Genomic DNA, 23,531 nt, shown 5'->3' with positions numbered 1-23,531 from the left:
CACTTCGCGGTATGGACAATGTTGCCAAACGCTACCTGATGCATGCCGCTGGCTACAATCTTGGTCTGGTGATGCGTCATCTGTACCGGCACGGCACTCCCAGAGAGATGGCCGGCCTGGTTGTTCGTCTGTTTTGGCCTGTAGGGAGCCTTGTATTGCTCCTCGTAACCGGATTTCGCGCTACGGATAAAATTCCTCCAGGGCATGTTTTGACCGGTGCCGGTTTGTCTTGATCGGCTTGGCGTGCCGTACCGAGTGCATGCTCCCGGAAACATGGCTTTTTCAACGGGCTGTTATATCGTGTGTATTCTTCCTTAAATATTTTCTCCAGCTCACTTTCCTCAAAATACGAAGTACAAATCCATAATAGCACAGTGCATACCGAAATTATTAAAGTGATGAGCACGCCGAATAAAAAAGAAATGCCCATATTCAACATAATCATACTGAGATAAATTGGATGCCTTATCTTTGCATATATTCCCTCTGTCACGATCATTTTTATATATTCTGTTTTGTCGTGAGATTGCTTATGATATTTTTCTGCATACCAATGAAAGGCAATTGCAGAACATATCAATATTCCGCCAAATATATTAGAATATGGGAAAATAGAATAATTGTACCATGAAAATTTCAATCCAATTATTCCAGTCGCTCCCAGGATAATCCATTCAACAAGCCCTCTTTTCCTGGGGTTGCCCAAAAAAAATCGTGATAGCGCGTGCTTATTTTTCAACATTGTCATTTTGCCCTCTTTCCTGTTGCCCCTTTCCCATGGCATTTTCATGAAATATCCGTTACCCGTGCCAGCGGGGACAACCAGTTGGTCCAATCCGAACGATTCTGCATCAACATGCCGTGCCAACAGGAACCGTCCGGTCCTCTACACCGAACCAGCAGATTTTCTTGGCAAAGGGATAGGTCGGCAGGGAGATGCGGTGGCCGCCGCTGCCGGCGGCATACGCGGCCCAGTCGATATGAGCGCCGGCCTCGTAGACTCTGGCCAGGGCCCGGACGAGCCGGTCGTGCGGTTCCTCGCCCGGTTCGGGCGCGGTCAGCCACAGTCCCGGCCGCGCCCAGGTCGACGTTCTCCAGGCGGCAAAACACGGGGAGGCCGCGCCGATCTCCACGAAGCAGTCGCCCGGTCCGCTCGCGCCCGGGGGAGGTGCGGTGACAGGCTGTGCCGCGTTCAATTCCCGGTACCGAAGCGCCTGCTCCGGCCGGGGGGCTTCGGCACGGCCGTTGTCCGGCCGCACAAACACGATGCCGGTCTCCTGGACATTGACAGGCTCCTGGGCAACCGGCTCCCGTGCCAGCAGGGCCAGCCCCTGGTCGACAGCGATCCCGGCGGCGATGCAGGCGGCCGTGTATCCGCCGATGCCGCATCCGGAAACGCCGACCGGTCGCACGCCCCAGGACAGCCACAGGGCGGCCAGGCCGCGGTGCACCACATAGGCGAGGCACTGTTGCGCGTGCTCGCCCTGCACCTCGGTCTCGCCGAACAGGGCGGCGTTGAGGGAGCAGCCGGTCATGCGGGCGAACGTGGCCGCACAGGCATCGATGACCGCACCAAACCCCGGATGCCGTTCGTGGAGGAGGCGATATGTGCCGGGGAGGACGTAATCGGTAAAAAGAAAGAATATGTTGCGGTTCGGCCGTGACGACGGTGCGTTCTCTGGCAGGGGCAACGGGCCGGCGGCGGCGAGGGCCGCATCCAGGCTCTTTCTGTCCGCCGCTGCCAACGCCAGGCGGTGGGGGTAATGTGGCCTGCCCACATTGCTGGTCCGGCAGATATCCGCGAGCCGCGCTTCCGGACGGGCGGCCAGAAAGGCGCGGTATTTGCCGATCAGGGCCCGGAGGGCCGTGGCGTTCTTCGCCGACAGTGTCAGCAGATGGCAACCGGCGGCGGCCGTTTGCTCCGGCTGTCCGTCAAGCGACGGCGATTCTTCCAGAACGACGTGGGCATTGGTGCCGCCGATGGCGAAGGCGTTCACTCCGGCCCGACGCGGATGTTCCGCGCACTCCGGCCAGTCCTGCAATCTGCCCACCACGTACAGGGGACTGCCCTTGAGTTGCGGATTGGGGGTTTCGTAATGGAGGCTGGGCGGCAGTTCCCTGTGTTTGAGGGCGAGAACGGTCTTGATCAGCCCGGCGATGCCGGCGGCCTGGGTCAGGTGGCCGATATTGGTCTTGACCGAGCCGAGGCCGCAGAAAGGCGTCTCGCTTTTGCCGCCGAAGGCCCTGGTCAGGGATTCGATTTCGATGGAGTCGCCGATGAAGGTGCCCGTGCCGTTGGCCTCCACATAGGAGACGGTCCGGGCCTCGACCCCGGCCATGGCCAGCGCCTCGCGGATCACCGCGGCCTGTCCCTCGAGGCTCGGCGAACGGTAGTCGATCCGGGCCGCGCCGCTGTTGTTCACGGCGGTTCCCCGGATCAGCGCATGGATCTGATCCCGGTTCGTCAGTGCGTCGCCCAGGCGCTTCAGCACCACCACGCCGGCACCGCTGCCCGGCACCACCCCGCCGGCCCTGAGATCGAAGGCCCGGCAACGGCCGTCCGGCGAGAGCAGCGCTCCCTCCTCGTACAGATAGCCGTGATTCTGCGGCACGAACAGGGCGGCGGCGCCGGCCAGGGCCATGTCGCATTCACCGCTCTGCAGACTCTCGCAGGCGAGGTGCACGGCCACCAGCGACGACGAGCAGGCGCTCTGCACGTTGATGCAGGGACCGGTCAGGTCGAGGCAATGGGCGATGCGCATGCTGCCCTGGTCGACCGCGTTGCCCAGGATCGCCTGCAAACTTTTCACCGTCCCCTGGGGAAAAAGGACAGGGGCCAGCACGCCGGTGTAGGTGCTGGTGCGCAGGCTCGTGAACACGCCGGTGGTCAGGCCCGCGGCCGTCGCCATCGTCTGGCCGGCATCCTCCATGGCCTCGTAGGCACAGGCCAGCAGCAGGCGCTGCTGCGGATCGATGAACACCGCCTCCTCGTCGCTGTAGCCGAAAAATTCCGCGTCAAAGGTGTCGTAATCGGCGATCGTGCCCCGTTTGCAGACATAATTGGGGTGCCGGTAAAGCTGTTCCGGGATACCGGTGGCCCGCAACTGGTCCTCCGTGAACACGGTCAGTGTTTCGACACCGTCGCGCAACTGTGTCCAGAAGGCTGCGGGCGTGTCCGCCTCGGGAAAGCGACAGCCCATGCCGATGATTGCTATGGGCTCGCGGTCACTACACAATTCCATCATATTATGCATTTGAAAAAGAGTGGCGCCTCAGACCATTCGGAACGGTTTCAGGAAAACAGGATGCCGGATTCCGGCGTCAGGCGTTTGAGTTGCAGGCCCGTTTCCTGCGCCAGGTCCTCCAGGCTGAAGGCGTGCCAGAAATTGGTGTTCTCGATCACGCACGGCGGGGCGCCGCCGCCGCTTATCTGCCATCGGGCCTTGATGCGCAGAAGATCCCCCTTCTCGGCCTTGCCGGAAAACACGGCCTCGTAGCTGCGCCGGCCGATCTGCTCGCCCTGCACCAGTTTTTGCTCGAAATCCACGGGTTTGCCGATGGGAAGCAGTTCAACGAACACAGGGGCGCCCGCCGCCAGTTTCGGCATCAGTTGCCGCCAGAGATGCTGCCGTTCCGGCCGGTCGAAATGGCCGAGCACGCCGTACGCCACGATTGCGCCCAGTTTTTCCGGCAACGGCACGGCCTGGATCGGGTCGCTGAAGATGGTGACCCGTCTGCGCAGATCCTCGTCCTGCATGACCCGATGCATCAGCACCGCCCGCATGGTTGTGGAGGGTTCGACCGCGATGATTTCGACCTCGGGCAGCGATTCGGCGATGGCCAGGACCGTTCTTCCGGTCCCGGAACCGATGTCGAGAACAGGATGGGTGATCGCGGAGAACCGGCTGAGTTCCTGCCGGAACATCTGTTCGCTCTGCGTGAATCCCCGGACGCTCAGGGGATAGAATTCCGCCACCTTTGTGTAGTTTTTGTACGAGTCCTTTTTGGTCGGCATTTCCGCTGGTGCCATGCGCGTATCTCCTATCGGTAAAGAATTATTGATGGGCCGCATCGCGTTCGCCCATTCCGGCCGACTTTCTCCGCACGGCCGTACCGCGTCGTTTCATCCGGCCCGCAACCTGGGCCGCCGGCATCGCTCCCCCGCCCGTGGCCGGTTCCGTCAGCGCCAGCGCCAGCCGCTCGACCGAGGGATGGGTGAAGAAATCCACCACGCTCACCTCGCGCCCGAGCAGGCGGCTCAGTTTGTTCTGCATGCGCACGATATCGAGCGAGTTGGCGCCCAGGGCAAAGAACTGCACGGCGGGATCGACCTCGCCGATACCGAGCACCTCGGCCACCACGCCGGCTATCCGCTGCTCCGTTTCGGTCAACGGCCGCGCCGACCTGTCGCTGCCAGAGGCCTCCGCCGCCATGGCACCGGGCCGCGGCAGGGCCCGGCGATCCACCTTGCCGTTGTCGCTGAGCGGCAGAGCGGCAAGGAACAGCATCTCGGCGGGGATCATGTAGTCGGGCAGGAGGGTCCGCAGAAAGGAGGCGAGTTCCCTGGGTGCGGGCGACTGGCCATTCTCCGTTCCCACCAGGTAGGCGACCAGGTGTTTTTCATCGTTCCGGCCGGTATCGAACGCCAGCACAAGGGCTTCCTCCACCTGGGGATGGCGTTTCAACGCCGCCTCGATTTCGCCCGGTTCGATCCGGTAGCCGTTGATCTTGAGCTGGAAGTCCTTTCTGCCCAGAAACTCGATGGCGCCGTCGGGCAGATACCGGCCCAGATCGCCGGTGCGGTACAGGCGCCGGCCGCTTTCCGGGTGCACGATGAAACTGGCCGCCGTCTTGTCGGAATCCCGCCAGTACCCCTGCGCCAAGCCGATGCCGCCGATGTGGAGTTCGCCGGCGACCCAGTCCGGGCAGGCCCGCAGTTCTTCATCCAGGACATGAAACTCCTGATTCGCCATGGGAAAACCGTAGGGGATGCTCTGCCAGCCCGTGGTGTCGTGATCCACGGCACAGCAGATCGACCAGATCGAAGCCTCGGTGGCCCCGCCCAGGCTGACGATCCGGGCCTGGGGTGCCAGGGTGCGGATATCGGTGGGCAGATCCGTGGGCAGCCAGTCGCCGCTGAGCAGGGCCAGGCGCAGATCCGGCAGCACGACCCCTTCCCTGCCCTGGACAAAAGCGACCAGCATGCGCATCAGGGCCGGCACGGAATTCCAGATCGTCACCTTTTCGTTGCGCATGAGATCGAGCCAGTGGGCGGGGTCCTTGCCATGGGCGGGATGGGGCAGAACCAAGGTGGCGCCGGCTGCCAGGGTGCCGAAGATATCGTAGACCGACAGGTCGAAATTCAGGTGGGACAGCCCCAGAACCCGGTCACGGCCACCGATCGCCCACCGCCTGTTGACATCGACCACGGTGTTGACCGCGCCCCGGTGATCGATCATGACCCCCTTGGGTCGCCCGGTGGACCCGGAGGTGTAGATGACATAGGCCAGATCGTCCTGGCTCTGTCCCGACCGGGGCAGAGCGGTCAGGCCGGCATCGGCGAGATCCTGCTCCTGCACGGCCAGAGGCGTGACCGCGGCCGGCCACGGCAGAGCGGCCAGCAGCCGGGGCTGGGTCAGCGCATACCTGACCTGACCGTCTTCTAACAGCAGGGCCAGGCGTTCCGGCGGAACATCGGCGGCGATGGGCAGGTACGCGGCCCCGGCGATCAGCGTGCCGAGCACGGCGGCCACCTGTTCCCAGCCCTTTTCCATAACCACGGCCACCAGTTCGTTGCGCCGCACCCCTTTCCGGACAAGGGTGGCGGCCAACTGTCCGGCGCAGGCCGCCAGTTCGCCGTAGCCGAGGGTACGGCGGTGGTCGATGACCGCCGTTGCGGCCGGATGGCGATGCGCCTGCCGGAGGAACAGCTCGTGGAGCAACTCCGGCGGCGCTGCTGTTGCAGTGGCGTTGACCCTGATGCGCCGCTCCTGCTGCTCTGTCGGCAGCCCGGTCGGCAAGGGGCTGTTCCAGGCGTTCTCCTCCTCGGCCAGATGCTCCAGGAGACGGCCGTAGGCGGCGAACATGTCCTCGATCAGGCCATCCGGAAACAGCTCGGCGACGAAATCCCAATGCACGGCCAGCTCGCCCTCGAAGATGCCGACCTGGTTGTCGAGCACGACCTGGGGCGTCTGGCTGACATTGTGGATCATCCGGCCCAACAGACCGATAGCCTGCTGGTCGTCCCCGTCGCTCTGCTCCATGCCGAGGAAGCTGGTGAACACCACCGGCATGATGGCCGCCTGCGGCGTGCCGCGCTGCCGGGCCAGTTCGCGCAGGACGCGCACCCCGCTGAACGAGCGGTGGTCGAGGCCCTGCCAGAGTTCCTGCTGGACCGCGCCGGCCTGCCGGGAGAAATCCTCGCCCGCCGACCTGCGGACCGGCAGCAGTTGCACCGAGGTGAAATCGCCCACAATATCCATGACCTGCGGATGCAGGGGCAAGCGGTTGAAGAAGGACACGTTGACGGTGAAGGCGCTGCTGCCGCTCCAGGTGGCCAGGATGTGCGCATAGGCGGTGACCAGCACGCCGGCCATGGTCAGGTTGCGCTGGGCGGCCCTGGCCTGCAGGCAATCCTTGAGGGCCTTGGGAAACCGGCGGCTCAGGCGCCGGAAGCGCGGCCGGTCGATACGGGCCGGGGACATCGCCAGGGGCAGGACCGGTGCAGGCGGCAGCTCGGCAAGCCGCGCCGTCTGGTACGCCTGGTCGCGTTTGTACTGCTGCGTTTTTCTGAAGGCGATTTCCGCCAGCACGTACTCCCGGTAGGAAAAGGCCAGCGGCGGCAGGACCGCGTCGGGTTCCCGGTAAAAATGGCTCCAGTCGCGGAAGATAATCCCCATGCTCCAGCCGTCCAGGATCAGGGCGTCGAAACTGAGGTGCAGGCGATTGGTCGCCTCGTCGATCCGGCTGACCCGGATTTCGAAAAGCGGCCAGGTGTCGACCGGGTGCATCAGATGCTCCATGTCCCGGCGCACCGCCAGCAGGGCCTCCTGGCGAACATCATCGGCAAGCGCCCTGAAATCCTCGGTCCGGAACGCATAGTCCGGCACGACGGCGAGGATGCGCTGGCGGCCGTCCGGCAGCAGGACGGCCCGCAGCATTTCGTGGCGGGCCACCACCTTGTGCCAGGCGCGTTCGAGCCGCCCGAGATCCATGTCCTTGCTTTCGATCTCAAAATAGGTGTGCGTGGCCACATTGCCCAATTCATAGACGGCGCTACGTCCCAGCCAGTAGGCCTGCTGGACATCGGTGAGCGGGAACGGCTCGTGCCGCTCGTCCGGGGCGGGACGCACCTGGGGCAAGGCTTCCGGCTCCCGTTCCCGGTCGCCGTCCCCGGCGGCCGTGGCCGCGGCCAGGGCCTTGGCCATGCCGGCGACGGTCGGCACCTGGAACAGTTCGGTCAGCGACAGCTCCACCTGGAAGGCTTTGAAAAAGGCGTTGGTCAGTTCGACCGCGTTGAGGGAATCGCCGCCCGCTTCGAAGAAATTGGCATGCAGATCGGTCTGCGGCCGCTTGAGCACCTGCCGCCAGATCGCCGCCACCGCCTCTTCCTGCCCGGTCGCCGCTTCCTCCCCCGCCTTTTCCGGCGTCGGCGCGGCCTGTTCCGGCACGGTCAGGGCCTTGCGGTCGACCTTGCCGTTCGCGGTCAGCGGCAGTTGCGGCAGGAACACGAACACCGACGGGATCATGTACGCGGGCAGGATGGCGCGCAAGGCCGTGTCGAGCGCCGCGGTGTCCGGAACGCCGCCATCGTCGTCGGCACGGACCAGCCAGGCGGCGAGCACCGGGTTTTCCTGTGCGTCGACGATGCGTTGCACCACCGCGTCCCGGAGATCCGGCAGGGATTTCAGTACCGCCTCGATCTCGCCCAGTTCGATCCGGTGGCCCCGGATCTTGACCTGGCTATCGTCGCGGCCCAGAAATTCGATGGTGCCGTCCGGCAGGTATCGTCCCCGGTCGCCCGTGGCATACAGCCATTCCCCGGTGCGCGGATGGATGAAGAACGAGGCCCTGGTCTTCCCGGCATCGGTCCAGTAGCCCCGCGCCAGGCCCGCACCGCCGATATAGAGCGCGCCGCGGACCCAGTCCGGGCACTCCTTCAGCGCATGGTCGAGCACGTAAAACCGCTGGTTCGCCATGGGCCGGCCATAGGGAACGGGCATGTTCCGGGGGTGTGTCGCTGGCACGGGCTGGCAGATGGACCAGATGGACGCCTCGGTGGCGCCGCCTAGGCCGACCACCTCGGCCCGCGGATAGAGCGCCCTGATCGCAGCGGGCAGTTCCGGCGCGATCCAGTCGCCGCTCAGGAGCGCGAGCCGCAATGAGGAATCGACCTCGGCGGGCCGCAACTCGGCGTACTGCACCAGCATCTGCATGAGGGCCGGCACGGAATTCCAGACGGTGACCCCATGGTCCCGCAGGCAGCGCAGCCAGTGCGCCGGGTCCTTCAAACCGGCCGGGTCCGGCAGAACCAGCGTGGCCCCGGCGGCCAGCGCGCCGAACAGATCGTAGACCGAGAGGTCGAAATGCAGGGACGAGATGCCGAAGATGCGGTCGTCCGGCCCCACGTCGAAGCGCTCGTTCACGTCCTTGACGGTGTTGACCGCGCCGCGGTGATCGATCATCACTCCCTTGGGCCGGCCGGTGGACCCGGAGGTGTAGATGACATAGGCCAGATCCGTGGGCTGCTGCACGGAAACCGGCGGGGGCGCCGTCGGGTCCGTCCCGGCCGGTTCGCCGACGACAACCAGTTCGATGCCGTCGGGCCAGGGATGCGCCTGGCAAAGATGCTCCTGGATGCAGACCAGCCGCACCTGCCCGTCGGCGAGCACGTGTTTGAGCCGTTCGGGAGGGATGTCCGAGGCAATGGGAAGATAGGCGGCACCGGCCATGAGGATGCCCAGGGCGGCGGCGACCTGTTCCCAGCCCTTGTCCATGACAATGGCGACCAGGGTGTTGGGTTCGGCGCCGGCGGCGCGGAGCTGGTGGCCGATGGCGCCGGCATGGGCCGCCAGTTGCCCATAGCCGATGCTCGTCTGCCCGGCGAGGATGGCGGTCCGGTCCGGCCGCAGGGCCGCCTGTTCGAGGAAGAGTTCATGGAGCAGTTGCGGGCCGGAAAACACCTTGGCGGTGGCATTCATGGCGCGGTGCCGGGCCTGCTGTTCCGCCGGCAGACGCAGAACTTCGTCCTGCTGCCAGAGGTCCGCCTCCGTTGCCAGGCCGGTCAGCAGGTGCAGGTAGGCCGCGAACATGTCCTCGATCAGACCGTCCGGAAAAAAGTCCCTGGCCGTATCCCAGACCAGCAGGAGCCGGCCCGATAGCTCGAAGGCCTGATGATCGAGCAGGACCTGCGGTGTCTGCGAGATGCCGTAGACAAAATCCCCCAGGCTGCTGCCGGCAATGGCGTCCTCGTCGCTGCGGCTCAGGCCGAGCGCGCTGGTGAAGACGATGGGCATGCCATTGCCCGTGCCGCCCTGGGCGAGTCCCATCTCCCGCAACAGTTCGACACCGCTGTAGCAGGGATGGTCCAGATCCTCCCAGAGCTGGCGCTGCACGTTCCTGGCGCGCTCGGCAAACGAACGTCCCTGGGCGTTGTCCACGGCCAGCAGGGTGAGCGAGGTGAAATCGCCGACGATCTCCTCGATCTGCGCATGCAGCGGCAGGCGATTGAACATGGTCAGGTTGATGGTGAACCGCGCCTGGCCGGACCAGGCCGCCAGCACCTCGGCATAGGCCGCCAGCAGGAGGCCGGACGGACTGATGCCCATGGCCTGGGCCCGCTCCTTCAGGTTCGCCCAGTTGGCGGGCGACAGCTCCTGCTGCAACCGGTGGAACCGGTATCGGTCGCCGGCCAGGGGCTGGCGCAGGAGCGGCAGTTGCGGCGCCGGCGGCAACCGGTCCATCCGGTCGAGCCAATAACTCCTGTCGCGCTGATAGGCGGCGCTCTCCCTGATCCTGGCCTCGTTGAGCACATAGTCGCGGAAGGACAGCTGCGGCGCGGTCAGGACGGTATCGGGCTCCGCGTAGAGCCGGGACCAGCCGTTCAGGACATGGAACATGCTCCAGCCGTCCAGGATCAGGTTGTCCAGGCTGATATGGATGCGGGCGTGGTTCTGGTCGTACAGGGACACCCGCAGATCGAACAGGGGCCACCGGTCAATGGGCAGCACCTGGTGCGACATCTCCTCCCGCACGTCCGAAAGGGCCGCTGCTGCCGCCTCGGGCGACAATGCCTTGAAATTGTGGCATGTCAGGCGGTACGCCGGCACATCGGCCAGAATCTGCTGGCTGGTGCCGTTGTCAAGAAAAACGGCGCGCAGCATGCCGTGGTGGGCGATCAGCCGCTGCCAGGCCGCCTCGGCCCTGGCCAGGTCCAGATCGATGGTGTCGTACTCGAAGTAGCAATGCGCCGCAACCCGGCCCAGGGGATAGAGGCCGCTGCGGCCGACCACGTAGGCATGCTGCACGGCGGAGAGCGGAAAGGGCTGGTTTTCCCCGGCCGGATCAGCGACGATCTCGGGCAGGTCCGTTCGCGGCGCCCGGTGCCGCTCCGCTTCGTCGGCCACGGTTTGCAGGCAGGCGGCCAGTTCGCGGACGGTCGGGTGGGCAAACAGGGTGCGCAGGGGCAGGTCCGTACCGAACCGCTCCCGCACCCTGGCCGCGATCCGGGTGGCCAGGAGCGAATCCCCGCCCAGTTCGAAGAAGTTGGCCAGCACGCTGACCTGCTCCAGTTGCAGGATCTCCGCCCATATCGCGGCCAGCCCTTGTTCCGCGGCCGTATCGGCGGCGGCAAAATCGCGCCTGTCGCCGCGTTCCGCCCTGTGGGGCGCGGCCAGGGCCTTCCGGTCGATCTTGCCGTTGTCGGTCAGGGGGATGGCGGCCAGTTCCACATAGTCGGCCGGCCGCATGTAGTCCGGAAGTGTGCGGGAAACGAAATCGTGGAGCAACTCGGGGGCAAAGGCCCGGACCGTGGCCGGGGCCTGCGCCAGGAGCAGGGTCTGGCCCAGTGTCGCCGACAGCTCGCCGAGCGGCACGGCAACACGGGAAAATCCGGCCTGCCGCAACGCGGTCGCCCACCCATCATAGGTCAGGAAGGGATGCCTGGTTGCTGCCCGCTCATCGGTGAAGCGGAGAAAACCCTCCTCGAGAAAGGCGGCGCTGAGGTGCTGCAAATGGCTGCTGCCGGTCCCTTCCCGCATCAGCAGCATGCCGCCGGGGGCGAGCAAGGTGCGGATGCGGGCGAGCGCCGCGTGGATATTGCCGGCGCGGTGCACGGCATGGTCCGCGACGATCAGATCGAAGGCATGCGGCTGCCACCCCTGCAGGGCCGGTTCCCGGTCGATGTCGAGCCGGCGGCTGTCGACAAAGGGCATCCCGGCGAACGCCGTCTGCAACTGCTCGACGAAAAACAGCGACTGCTCGCTGAAGGTGCAGCGGACAGGGGTTGCGGCCATCCGCTCCAGCCAGGCGCGCGCAGCCTCGGGGCTGCGCGCGCCGAGAAAGAGGATACTGGGCGGCTCTTCCCCGGATGCTTGCCGGCAGAGGGCATCGACAACGGCATGATGCAACTCGTCGGTCGGAGCGGAGCCCGGCAGCAGACCGGCCAGCGATTCCGGCGTCAGGTGGTTGTCCTCGGCGAAAAAGACCTCCAGGGCCTGGCATTCGCCCCGGAACAGCGGCAGGCAATGCCGTGCCACGCGCTGCAACCAGGCATGAATGGCTCTGACCGCCTGGTCAGCGCCCGGCTCCGCGTCCGCCTCGGGCCAGACAGCGGGCACGGCGGCAAAGGCGCCGTCCGCCTCCCGCACCGCGCCCTCGTGCACCAGCACGGCCAACCACTGCCGGAACACCTCCTGGTAGCGGGCCGCGATCTTCGCCTGCCGCAGCAAATCCTCGAAGCGGCACGGGGCGTCAGCCGACGCGAACAGGCCCAGATCGTTCAGGGTGCGGCACATGGTGCGGACGGCCATCCGTTCGACCGCACCGTGCAGAGCCGCGAGGGCTGCCGGATCGGTCTGCGCAGCGATCCGCAGCATCTGCCGGTTCGCGCTGGCGGCCGCGATGCGCCAACGCTCTTCCGCTGCCCGCGCATCGCTCTTCCGGTCGGCATACAGCCCCTCCTCCTGCGAAGCCAGCGTGAGGTACGCGGTCAGCCGGTTGTCCGCCGCCAGACTGACCACCGCTTCGCCGACCGCGGGATGGCTCTTGATGGTGGCCTCGATCTCGCCGAGTTCCACCCGGTAGCCGTTGATCTTGACCTGGTGATCCTCCCTGCCGAGAAACTCGATGTCGCCCGAGGGCAGATAGCGGCCGAGGTCGCCGGTTTTGTACAGCCGTTCCCCGGAAAGCGGGTGCCGCAGAAACGCGGCTTCGGTTTTGCCGGCATCCCGCCAGTAGCCCCGGGCCAGGCCGATGCCGCCGATGTAGAGTTGCCCGCTCGTCCAATCGGGCCTGGTCTGCATGGCGGCATCGAGCACATGGAGCCGCTGGTTGGTCAGCGGCCGGCCATAGGGGATGCTGTTCCAGTCCGCGGGGACAGGCCCGTCGACCACATGGCAGTTCGACCAGATCGACGCCTCGGTGGCGCCGCCCAGGGCGATCACCCTGCCCCCTCCGGTCAAGGTCCGGACCCTGGCGGGCAGGTCCACGGGAATCCAGTCGCCGCTCAACAGAATCAGCCGCAGGGACGGATACGGCGCGCCGGCGGCCTGCGTATGCTCCACCAGCATACCCATCATGGCGGGCACGGAGTTCCACACGCTGACCCCATGCCGCCGGATGAGTTCCGCCCAATGCGCCGGCTCCTTGATGGCGCCGCTCTCCGGCAGGACGATGGTGGCGCCGGCGGCCAGGGCGCCGAACAGGTCGTAGACGGAAAGATCAAAGCCCAGGTTGGCCAGGGCCAGGACCCGGTCGTCCGGCCCGACGCCGAAACGGCGGTTGATATCGACAACGGTGTTGACCGCGCCCCGGTGGTCGATCATCACTCCCTTGGGCAGGCCCGTGGAACCGGAGGTGTAGATGACATAGGCCAGGTCGTCCGGTTTCTGGACCGTTGGCAGGGGCGGGATAACCTGGTCGCCCGCGTCGACCCGGTCGACGGCGATCAGGTCCATCCCGTCGGGCCAGTCCAGGGCCGGCAGCAGCCATGACTGGGTGAGCACCGTGCGGACGGCGCCCTCGGCGAGCAGGCGGCGCAACCGTTCGCCCGGTTGGGCCGGATCGATGGGCAGATAGGCCCCGCCGGCAATCAGGACGGCCAGTGCCGCCACCACCTGCTCCCAGCCCTTTTCCATGACCACGGCGGTCAGGCTGTTCGCCTCGATGCCCCGGTCGCGGAGCAGCAGGGCCAGCCGCCGGGATTGTTGGGCCAGTTGCCCGTAACTCAGGCTGCATCCGGGGGCGATGACCGCAGGATGCTCGGGCCGCTGTTTGGCCTGGATATCGAAAAGCGTGTGCAGCAACTCGGGGCACACGGGCGCCTGCGTCTGGTTGAGTTCGTCCCGGCGCTGTTGTTGGGCCTGCGGCAGCAGGTCGAACCGCCGCCGCTGCCAGACGCCTTCCCCGGCGGCCAACTGCCGCAGGATGCGGCCATAGGCGGCAAACATGTCCTCCAGCATCCCGGCCGGAAACAGGCCGGCCACGGCATCCCAGATGAGCACGAGTTCGCCGCCCTGCTCGAAGACTTGGTGGTCCAGCCACACCTGGGGCGTCTGGCTGATATTGTAGACCAGCCGGCCCAGCCAGTTGTTCTCGGCGGTGTTGTCCTTGAGCTGATCGACGCCCAGGGCGCTGGTAAAGACGATGGGCATGGCGCCGCCGCCGTATTCCCTGCGTTGCCGGGCCAGTTCGCGCTGGATCTGCACGCCGCCCACCAGGGGATGATCCAGATCCCGCCACAACTGCCGTTGCAGGGCGCGCGCCCGGTCGATGAAACGTTCGCCGGCGGCGTTGTCCACCGCCAGCAGGGTGAGCGAGGTGAAATCGCCGACCAGCTCCTGCACTTGGGCATGGAGCGGCAACCTGTCGAACTGGGTCAGGTTGAGGGTGAAACGCGGGTTCTTGCTCCAGAAGGCGAGCACCTCGGCATAGGCGGCCAGCAAGGCCCCGGAAGGCGTGATGCCGGCGGTCCTGGCCTTGTCCTGCAGCGTGCCCCAGGTGGCCGCGTCCAGGCGGTCCGCCAGGCGGGTGAAGCGGTGTTCCGTCAATTCGCCGGGGTTGCGGGCCAGCGGCAGGTCCGGCGCCGGCGGCAGGTCCGGAATCCGGGCGAGCCAGTATTCCCGGTCCCTGCGGTCGTGCTCCGAATCGCGTAGCGCCTCGCGGGCCAGAACATAATCCCTGAAGGAAAGCGCCAGTTCCGGCAGCACGGCCCGGGGCTCGTGGTAGAGCCGCCGCCATTCGCTGAGCAGGTGAAACATGCTCCAGCCGTCGAAGATGAGATTGTCGAAGCCGATGTGCAGCCGCACTCCGCCGCCGGGCAGCAGGCTGGCGCGGACGTCGAACAGCGGCCATCGGTCGCTGGGCAGCACCTGATGCGACATGGCCTCTCGCAACCGCGCCAGTTCGCCTTCGGCATGCGCCGCGTCGCTGTCGCGCAGATCGAGCACCCGCAGGCGGTACGGTTCCACCTGCGCCAAAATGCGCTGCCGTCCGTCCGCCAGCATCACGGCCCGCATCATCCCGTGCTGTTCGATCAGCCGCTGCCAGGCGCTATTGACCCGGTCCAGGTCGAGTTCGTCGGCATCCAGTTCGAAGTAGCAATGCGAGGCGACCCGCCCCAGGACATAGTCGCCGCTGCGGCCGATCAGGTAGGCCTGCTGGATCTCGGTGAGCGGAAAGGGTTCGTGCCGGTTCAGGGGGTCCGGGATGAGCGGCGGCACGACCGGGGCTGGGGCGGCCTCCGACGCGGGCCGGTTCTCCTCGCGCTCCAGGGCTGCGGCGAGTTCGGCCAGGGTCGGGTTGCCGAAAAAATGCTCCAGGGACAGCGTCAGTCCCAGCTCCTTCTTGATCCGGGTGACGATCCGGATCGCCAGCAGGGAGTCGCCGCCCAACTCGAAGAAATTGTCGTGCCGGCCGGGCCGGACCGCCAACACCTCCTGCCAGACAGCGGCCAGGCTCGTTTCCACCGTTCCTTGCGGACGGGCATCGTCATCGCTCGCCCGCTCCTCCTCGACAACGACCTGCGGCAGGGCGGCCCGGTCCAGCTTGCCGTTGGCGGTCAGCGGCAGGGTCTCCAGCAGGGTATAGATCGCCGGTACCATGTAGGTCGGCACCCGCTCCCCGAGAAAGGCGCTGAGCCGGTCCGGCCGGAACCGCCGCGCCCGTAGCGGCGACCGGGCCACCAGCACATGCTGCTCGAAAAAGGCGGCACCGAGTTCGTTGCGTTCGGGAAAGACGGCCAGGGGTTCCAGGTCGCTGTCCCGGAGCAGCGCCTGCCATCTGTCCACGGCAATCAGGGGCAGGTTGTCCTTGAGCCGTTCATCGGCGAAATGGCTGAGCCCTTCGATGAAGCCGATGCTGAGCATTTGCAGGCGGATGTTCCTGGTCCCCTCGAGGACGACGAGATGGCCTCCGGGCGCCAGCAGCCTGCCGAGCGCGGTCAGGGTGGTTTTCAGGTGGCGGGCGTCGTGCAGCACGTTGGCGGCCAGGATCACGTCGAAGCTGTGCGGCGCGAATCCCTGCTGGCCTGGGTCGCGGTCGATATCCAGCTGCCGGAAATGCACAAAGGGATAGGCCTTGAACTTCTCCCCGGCCCCGTCCGCGAAAAAGGTGGTGATGTCGGTATAGGTGTAGCGGGTGCGGCCGGCCGGCAGGAGCGGCAGGACCGAGGCGGTGGTGCCGCCGGTGCCGGCGCCGATCTCCAGGACCCGCACCGTGCGTTCCGGGGGCAGGGCCGCGGCGATGGCAGCCAGGACCTGGCCAACGATGCTGTTGTAATAGTGCGCCAGGGGGTTGTGCTGATACAGCGCCTCGGTGACATGCCAGGACCCGTCGGGAAAGAAGAGCTGCAGGGGGTTGATTTCCCCCCGCAACAGGGCGGGATGGCTGGCGCAGCACTGCTGCAGGTAGTCGAGCAGGACGGTGGCGTGCGGGTCGCGACGGGCGGCGGCGGCAATCTCCTCCCACAGCGCCGCCAGTCGTTCGGGCGGGGTCGCCGTTGCCAATGCCTGCGTGCTGACCCAGGTCTGCGCATCTTCCTGACAAAGCAGGCCCTCCTCGGTCAGGATTGCCAGCCACTGGCCGAGCAGGCGGCGATACTCCTCCTTGATGCGGCATCGCCTGAGCAGCAGGTCGAGGGTGGAGCGCTCGCCGGCTTTGATGAAGGCGCCCATGGCGTTCAGGCTCTGGCAGATGATCGGCACCGCGAAGGTTTCCATGCCCTGCCAGAACGAGGTGTAGGTCTGCCTGGTCGCCGCATCGGGCAGCAGTTCGGCCTGGTGTCGGCCGGCCTGCACCAGGGCTCGGGCGATGCGTTCCGCCTCGGCCTGTTCCTGTCCCTCCTCGGTAAAAAGCGAGGGGTCGGCCGGGTCGGCCACGACGTACGCGGCCAGGTGCCTGCTCTTGCCCGGTGTGCCGACTGCGGTGACCACGGCCTCCCGCACGCCGGGATGCCGGCGGAGCATGGTCTCGATTTCGCCGGTCTCGATACGATGCCCTCGGATCTTGACCTGGAAATCCTTGCGGCCGAGGAATTCCAGGTTGCCGTCCGCCAGGTAGCGCCCCAGGTCGCCGGTCGCATACCAGCGCAGGCCGTCACGCACAACGAACCGCTCCGCGGTCAGTTCCGGGGCGCCCCGGTATCCTTTGGCCAGGCCCGCGCCGCCGATCCACAACTCGCCGGGCACGTGATCCGGGCAGTCGCGGCCCAGGGCGTCGATCACCCGGTAGGCCTGATTCCGCAGGGGCCGGCCGTAAGGAATCGATTTCCACTGGGGCGGCAGCGGCAGGGACACGTCGAAGACATTGGACCAGATCGCCGCCTCGGTGGCGCCGCCGAGGGCGGCCATCTGGCAGTCCGGAGCCGTGGCCTTGAGCCTGCCGGGCAGATCGAGCCCGATCCAGTCGCCGGAGAGCAGGGCCAGCCGCAACGGCAAGGGCTCGGGCGGCTCGGCTTCCGCCGCATGGAGCAGCATGTCCAGGAGAATGGGCACGGAATTCCACAGGGTCACCCGGTGCCGGGACAGGAGTTCCAGCCATTGCATTGCGTCGCGCCGGTGTTCCTCGCCCACCAGCACCAGGGCCCCGCCCCGGCTCAGCAGGCCGAAGATATCGTAGACGGACAGGTCGAAATCAAGGGCGGAAACGGCCAGGACCCGGTCGGTTGCCGCCACCGCATAGCGGCTGTTGATGTCGTCGACCGTATTCCAGGCGGCCCGGTGGCTGACCTCCACGCCCTTGGGTTCGCCGGTGGAGCCCGAGGTGAAGATGATATAGGCCGACTGGTCCGGCGCCACCTCCACCGGTTGCGTCAGCGCCGCCACGTTTGCGGCCGCGGCGATGTCGAGCGCGAGGCACTCCTGCGGCCAGGCAAGGCTGTGCAGATGTTCGCCGTCGGTGACAACATGGGCGATGCCGGCCCGTCTGTGGACGGACTGACGGCGGGCGGCGGGCTGGTCGATGCCCACCGGCACATAGGTGGCGCCCAGAGCCAAGATGCCGAGCACGGCCGCAATCTGGCCCGCTCCCCTGGGCAGGGTGACGGCCACCGCATCGTTGCTGCGCACGCCCTGACCGTTCAGCAGGGCGGCCACCCGGAGCGCCTGATCGGCCAGTTGGCCGTAGCGTATCGGCCCGCGATACGGATCGATCAGGGCGATTCGCTGCGGGTCTGCGGCGGCGTGGCGAAAAAAGTCCTGATGCAGGCAGTGCTCCGCCACCGGCGTGCGGTACGGCAGCGCCCGCCGCCACCGGTTGGTCTGCGGGGAATCGGCCAGCGGGTCGCAGCTCGCCTGCCAATGGGCCCGATCGACCAGCAGAAAGTCGAGCAGCCGGGCGTAGGCGGCGAACATCTGCTCGATCAGGCCGTCGGGAAAGAGCGCATCCACCGCGTCCCAGGCCAGGAGCAGGCCGTCCTCGTCCTCGTAGATCTGAAAATCGAGCCAGACCTGCGGCGTCTGGCTGATCATCCAGTGCAGGCGGCCGAGGCGTTCCCTGCACTCCGGACCGATCAGAGGGGTGCCCAGGTTCGAGGCGAAGACCACCGGCGCCGCAATCCGTTCCCCGGCCCGCAGCCGGGCGAGATCGCGCTGCACCTGCACGCCGGAGTAGCGCGCATGGGCCACGTCCTTGTGGAATTGCGCCTGGATGTCGTGCGCTCTTTGGACAAAGGTCTGGTTCTGGCTGCAATCGACCGCCAGCAGGAGCAGGTTGGTGAAATCGGCGACGACATGGGCCAGGTCCTCGCCCTGCTCCTGCCGATCGAACAGCGGGATGTTGATGAGGAAGCGCGAGGTGGCGCTCCAGCGGTCGAGCACCTCCGCATAGGCGGTCAACAGGACCATGGCCGGGGTCAGCCGGTGGTCCGCGGCCAGGCGCTGCAACCGCTGCCAGGCCGGCAGCGGCAGGCGGTGCAGGCGTCGCCGGAATGCCGGGGCGCGCATCTTTTCCGGCTGCATGACCAGCGGCAGGCCGGGCGCGCCGGGAAGATCGGGCAACCGTTCCTGCCAATAGCGGCGCGCGGCCTCCCGGTCCTGTTCCCGGCCGGCGGCCGCCCGCCGGAGATAGGCGGCGAAGCTCCAGTCGGCGGGCGCAGCCAGAGGCAGGTCCTCATAGGCGATGGCCAGGTCGCGGAGGATGATGTGCAGACTGTGCACGTCGGCGACTAGCAGGTCGAGGTCGAAATGGATTCTGGTCCGCCCCAGCGGCAGCAAACTCAGTTCCAGGCCGGCGACCTCGCCCTCCTCCACGCGCAGCAGGCGGTGCGACAACCGCGCCCTCGTTTCGGCAAGGGCCTCGTCGCGGTGCTCCTGGGAGCGGGCGCGGAGATCGTGCACCGTTATTTCCGGGGAAAACGGCGTGGCCTGAATCTCCTGTTCGCCCTGCTCGAGGAATCGGGCCCGCAGCATGGGGTGATGCCGCTGGACACGGTGCCATGCGGCCCGCAAACGCTCGGGGTCGACATCCACGCCGTCGATCTCGAGGTAGGCGTGGCAGGCAACCCCGCCCATGGGCTGGTCGTGGCGCCGGCCGATCCAATATGCGTACTGCACGTCGGTCAGCGCAAAGGGTTTGGTGTCGTCTTCCTCGGGCTCGACGGCAACGGCTTTGTCCGCCTCGCTTCGCTCCTGCTCCAGAAACCGCTCCCAGTCGCCCAGCCGGGGATGCTCCATCAGGGCGGCGAAGGTCACGTCCACGCCGGCCCGCCGCCATTTGTTGACCAGCCGCATGACCTGCATGGAATCCAGCCCCAGTTCGACGAGATTGTCCTCCATGCCGATGGCCACGGCTTCGGCAAGCATGGCCTGGACATCCGCCTTCATTGTTTCGGGGCTGATCGCGGCGCGGGAAAAGGTCTGTCTGGTCTTGATCGGTGCGTCAAACATGGGAGTCCCCCTTTTGGTCAAATGAAGGGATGGCAGCGGCTTTGCGCATGGGGCGCGAGATCTGTCGCTCCTGGCAATCGGGCGAACGTCTTCGCGATGCGTTCGGCCAACAATCAGTTCGTTATGAGTGGAGTCAGGTGCCGGCAGCTCATGGTCCGCATCTGGTCCAGCATGAAATGGGCGACGTCCGCCCGGGAGACCCTGCCGGCCCTGACCCCGGCGAGGTCGGTCACCACCTTGTAGATACCGGTCAGCGGGCCGTTGGTCAGAAATCCCGGCCGCGCGATCACCCAATCGCGGTCGGACGCGCGGATGGCGCGCTCCTGCCGGTCCTTGTCGTCGTACATGGTGCGCAGCAGCACGGGCCGGATGATCGCGTCGTACAAAAAACCGCCGTGCCCCCGGCTGTCCCCGGCGCCGATACCGGTGACGCACACCAGTTTTCTGACGCCGTGCCGCTGCATGGCGGCAAGGACATGGGCCGTGCCCGTCGAAAACAGGGATATGGCCGCGCAACTCGGGACGCAGCCTATGGCGAGCCCGACCGCATCCTGTCCGGCCATGACCCCGTCCACCGCTCCCTCGTCGCGGATGTCGCCCCGCACCACATCCAACTGGGCGTCCGTGCGTTTCATGGCGGCCGGATCGCGGACCAGCGCCGTGACGCGGTGCCCCCCGGCCAAGGCCTGTTCCACCACCCGCGCGCCTATGCCGCGACTGGCCCCGATAACGAGAATGTTCACCGCTTTGCTCCGTGACCCGTTCTTTGATGATCCGTTGTGCCCATGGCTTCCCGTCATGCATGCACCAGGTAGCGGGAAACGCTGCTGATCTTTTCGCAGGTTTCCTCTATTTCCCGCTCAGGGGTGGACTTCTCGACAATGCCCGCGCCCACCTGCATCCAGGCCCGGTTCCCTTGTTGGTAGACGCTGCGCAGCACGAGGGCCGCGTCGAGGGCGCCGGTATGGTCGGCCAGCATGACGCAGCCGGCGTACAGGCCGCGAGGGCCGGGTTCCATGCGGGCGATCGCTTCGATGGATTCCTTCTTGGGAATGCCGGTGGCCGTGACCGCAGGGAAAAGGGCGTCGAAGGCATGCCAGGCACTGTAGCCGTTGCGCAGGTGTCCCTTGAGGCGCGAGGCCAGGTGCTGCACGGAATTCCGCCGCGAGACCGACATGAAGTCATTGACGCAGACCGACCCCTGCCGGCAGACCCCGCCCAGCTCGGCAAAGGCCAGTTGCACGGAAACCGCGTGCTCGTGAACTTCCTTGGTATCGTTGAGCAAGTCGTCGCGCAGGCGGCGTTCTTCCTCCTGGCTGTCGCCGAGGGCACGGGTGCCGGCCAGGGGACGGGTGCTCACCCAGCCGTCCGCATCGGCCTCGAGCACCGTTTCCGGGCTGAAGCCGCAGGCCTCCAGGCCGTCCAATTTGAGCAAATAGGAACGGGCCGGCGTGTTCGCCCGCCGCCCGGCCACATAGGTGGCCACCATGTCGATGGGTCGGGGCAGCGGGATGGAGCGGGAAAGGATGACCTTCTTGTAGCGCCGGGCGGCTATTTCCCGCACCGCCTCGGTCACGGCCCGGCCATACGCCCCGGTATTGCAGGTCCGCATATCCGGGACGGCGAGCCGGCGGTCGCGGATGCGTTCCTCAAGGTGTGCCAGCCGTTGCGCTCGTCCGGATTCCCGCAGGATCTCCTGCTGAATATCCTGAAACAACGTGGCGAGCTGGAGAAAGGGGACGCCATCCATCGCCCGCAAGGTTGCCCAGTTGTCCTGGAGATGCACTTCAAAGGCCGGCACGAACAGGTGCAGCAGATCCTGCGCGGGCGTGGCGGGCGCCAGCCGATAGGTATGGCGCGCCAGTTCGAAATGGGCGATGCCGTATGCCCGCCATTTTTCCATCGGCAGGAACTGCAAGGCCTGGTGGACGGAATCCGCGGCAGGACCGCTTTTCCAGGAAAAAGACTGTCCTCCGGCCTGCAAGGTGGTCGTCTCCGCGTTGAACCGCAGCAGGGCGGCAACGCCAAAGCCGAGAAACCATTCCCCGCCCTTCTCGTAGACGAGGTATTCATCCGCCAGTCCGGAATCGGCGAACAATGCGGCACAGAGCAGGGGATCACCCTGAAACGGAATCTTTTTTTCGCACAACGGCAGTTGCAGACAGTTCATGACATTTTTCATTGCAGCCTCCCCCTCATCATGTCCGGATTGCATCGGTTCGCCGGTCAGCCCGCCGCCATGGCAACGAGCTTTCGCTTGTCGATCTTGCCCGCGCCGGTCAGTGGCCAAAAATCGATGATCTCCAACTGATCCGGAACCTTGTGGCGGGCAACTCCCCGCGCCAGCAAAAAGGAACGGACAGCCGGCAGGTCCAGGGTGGCGCCGGCCGTCATCACAAAAACGCAACTGCGCTCGCCCAGGTGCTCGTCCGGGAGCGGCACCAGGGCGGCATCCTGGATATCGGGATGCGCCTTGAGCAGGGTCTCGATCTCCGGCGCGGCTATCTTTTCCCCGGCCCGGTTGATGATGTCCTTGATCCGGCCCTCGACGACGAAATTGCCCTCGGGGGTGAGGCGTACCCAGTCGCCGGAGCGGTAATAGCCCTCCTCGGTGAAGGACGCCCGGTTCTGCTCCTCGGCGCGGTAATAGCCCCGGATCGTGTAGGGACCGCGCACCAGGAGTTCGCCCGCCTCGCCGGCCGGGACATCCCGGCCGTTTCCGTCGACGAGGCGGACCTCGTCATCGATGCAGAGCGGCCGGCCCTGGGTGTGGAGGATGACCTCCTCCGGGTCGTCCAGCCGGGTATAGCAGAGCAGGCCTTCGGCCATGCCGAACACCTGTTGCAACCGGCAGCCGAGCGTCGGCCGGACGCGGGCCGCCAGTTTGGGGTCCAGGGCGGAACCGCCCACCTGGAGAAGCGCCAGGGAAGACAGATCGGGTCGTTCCCATTCACAGGCGTTCAGCCAGAGCGTGACCAGAGGGGGCACCAGGGCGGTATGGGTCACCCGTTCCCGCTCGATCAGGGGAAAGGCCTCTTCGTAGGCCGGCGATCGCGCCAGCACCACTGTCCCGCCGGCGGAAAAGGTACCGATGACGCCCGGACAGGCCAGGGGGAAATTGTGGGCGACGGGGAGCGCCGCCAAATAGACGGTCTCGGCATCGAAGCCGCAGAGTTGTGCCGAGGCGCGGGCATTGAAGGCGTAATCCGCGTGGGTGCGCGGAATGAGCTTCGACGTTCCCGTCGTGCCGCCGGACAGCAGGAGTACGGCCGTGTCCGTGGCGTCCGGCTGCGCATCGGCGGCAAAGGCCCTGTCCGTGCAGCTGACCTGACGGGGAACGCCCCGGTCATCGGTGCAGGTGCCGTCGATCAGGACATATCGCAGGCAGGCGTGCCGCTTCTGGGCCTTTTCCGCCAGGGAACGATGATGAAAGCCCAAGAATGTTGCCGTGGTAATATAGGCGACCGGCTCGGCCAGCGCACAGAAGGCATCGATGTCCTTCTCGCGGTTCGCCATCATCATCATCACCGGGATGACGCCGAGCCGGAACAGCGCAAAGGCGGTGACGACAAAAGCCACGCTGTTGGGCAGTTGCAGCAATACCCGGTCGCCGCACCGCAATCCCAGGCGATGCAGCCCGGCGGCCATCGCATCGACGCGCTGGTCCAGTTCGTTGTAGGAGAAGCGCTGCTCCCCCTCGACAAGGGCGATCCGGTCGCCGTGGCGCTGCGTCCATTGCCGCAACTGTTCACCGAGATGCAACGGCTGCCAGTAGCCTTTTTCCCGATACCGCTTTGCCGCCTGTTGGTGCCACTCTTTAATTTGGTCAGACATAATGAATTAGTTCTGTCTAATTTTAGAGATCAAAAAAATTTTTGCCGGGACAGTACAGCCACCCGAATTGCCGAGGTTTCCACGTTTGTCACGGCG

6 protein-coding genes and 2 pseudogenes are annotated in these 23,531 nt (G+C 66.1%); 1 reads left to right on the top strand and 7 read right to left on the bottom strand.

Annotation, left to right across the window (positions count from 1 at the left end):
• A pseudogene (locus tag Q362_RS24560) lies at positions 1-233 on the top strand (hypothetical protein); the annotation flags it as partial.
• An 89-nt stretch (positions 234-322) separates the two neighbouring features.
• On the opposite strand, the pseudogene Q362_RS25010 reads toward Q362_RS24560, so the two are convergent.
• The 7 genes and pseudogenes from Q362_RS25010 to Q362_RS23715 form a co-directional block, all read right to left on the bottom strand.
• Positions 323-742 (bottom strand): annotated as a pseudogene (locus Q362_RS25010) (methyltransferase family protein); the annotation flags it as partial.
• A gap of 109 nt (positions 743-851) precedes the next feature.
• Positions 852-3,245 carry a type I polyketide synthase gene (locus Q362_RS20805; RefSeq protein WP_169737434.1) on the bottom strand — a complete coding sequence of 798 codons (2,394 nt, stop codon included), beginning with the start codon at positions 3,243-3,245 and terminating at the stop codon, positions 852-854.
• A 47-nt stretch (positions 3,246-3,292) separates the two neighbouring features.
• A complete protein-coding gene (locus tag Q362_RS0114045) occupies positions 3,293-4,030 on the bottom strand; it encodes a class I SAM-dependent methyltransferase (protein WP_211248502.1) in 738 nt (245 codons plus the stop codon).
• Between the two features lie 25 nt (positions 4,031-4,055).
• Entirely contained in the window at positions 4,056-19,601 is a 15,546-nt protein-coding gene (locus Q362_RS20800; RefSeq protein ID WP_035216844.1) for a non-ribosomal peptide synthetase, read from the bottom strand.
• Between the two features lie 113 nt (positions 19,602-19,714).
• Positions 19,715-20,344 (bottom strand): NAD(P)-dependent oxidoreductase, encoded by a 630-nt coding sequence (locus tag Q362_RS0114035; RefSeq protein ID WP_028319206.1) that lies wholly within the window; start codon positions 20,342-20,344, stop codon positions 19,715-19,717.
• A 53-nt stretch (positions 20,345-20,397) separates the two neighbouring features.
• Positions 20,398-21,783: a salicylate synthase gene (locus tag Q362_RS23720; RefSeq protein ID WP_169737433.1), complete on the bottom strand. Its 1,386-nt coding sequence runs from the start codon at positions 21,781-21,783 to the stop codon at positions 20,398-20,400.
• Between the two features lie 44 nt (positions 21,784-21,827).
• On the bottom strand, positions 21,828-23,435 hold the full coding sequence (locus Q362_RS23715; protein WP_157470157.1) for a (2,3-dihydroxybenzoyl)adenylate synthase: 1,608 nt from the start codon (positions 23,433-23,435) through the stop codon (positions 21,828-21,830).
• Positions 23,436-23,531: the final 96 nt, after the last annotated feature.

The sequence above is a fragment of the Desulfobulbus elongatus DSM 2908 genome, from assembly GCF_000621145.1.
In the GTDB taxonomy this organism is placed as follows: Bacteria; Desulfobacterota; Desulfobulbia; order Desulfobulbales; family Desulfobulbaceae; genus Desulfobulbus; species Desulfobulbus elongatus.
This window is presented reverse-complemented; position numbering and strand designations above follow the sequence as displayed.

Excerpts from the sequence above, each read along its gene's own strand:
- Q362_RS20805 (WP_169737434.1), bottom strand. The coding sequence starts at position 3,245 with ATGATGGAATTGTGTAGTGACCGCGAGCCCATAGCAATCATCGGCATG.
- Q362_RS0114045 (WP_211248502.1), bottom strand. The coding sequence starts at position 4,030 with ATGGCACCAGCGGAAATGCCGACCAAAAAGGACTCGTACAAAAACTAC.
- Q362_RS20800 (WP_035216844.1), bottom strand. The coding sequence starts at position 19,601 with ATGTTTGACGCACCGATCAAGACCAGACAGACCTTTTCCCGCGCCGCG.
- Q362_RS23720 (WP_169737433.1), bottom strand. The coding sequence starts at position 21,783 with ATGAAAAATGTCATGAACTGTCTGCAACTGCCGTTGTGCGAAAAAAAG.
- Q362_RS23715 (WP_157470157.1), bottom strand. The coding sequence starts at position 23,435 with ATGTCTGACCAAATTAAAGAGTGGCACCAACAGGCGGCAAAGCGGTAT.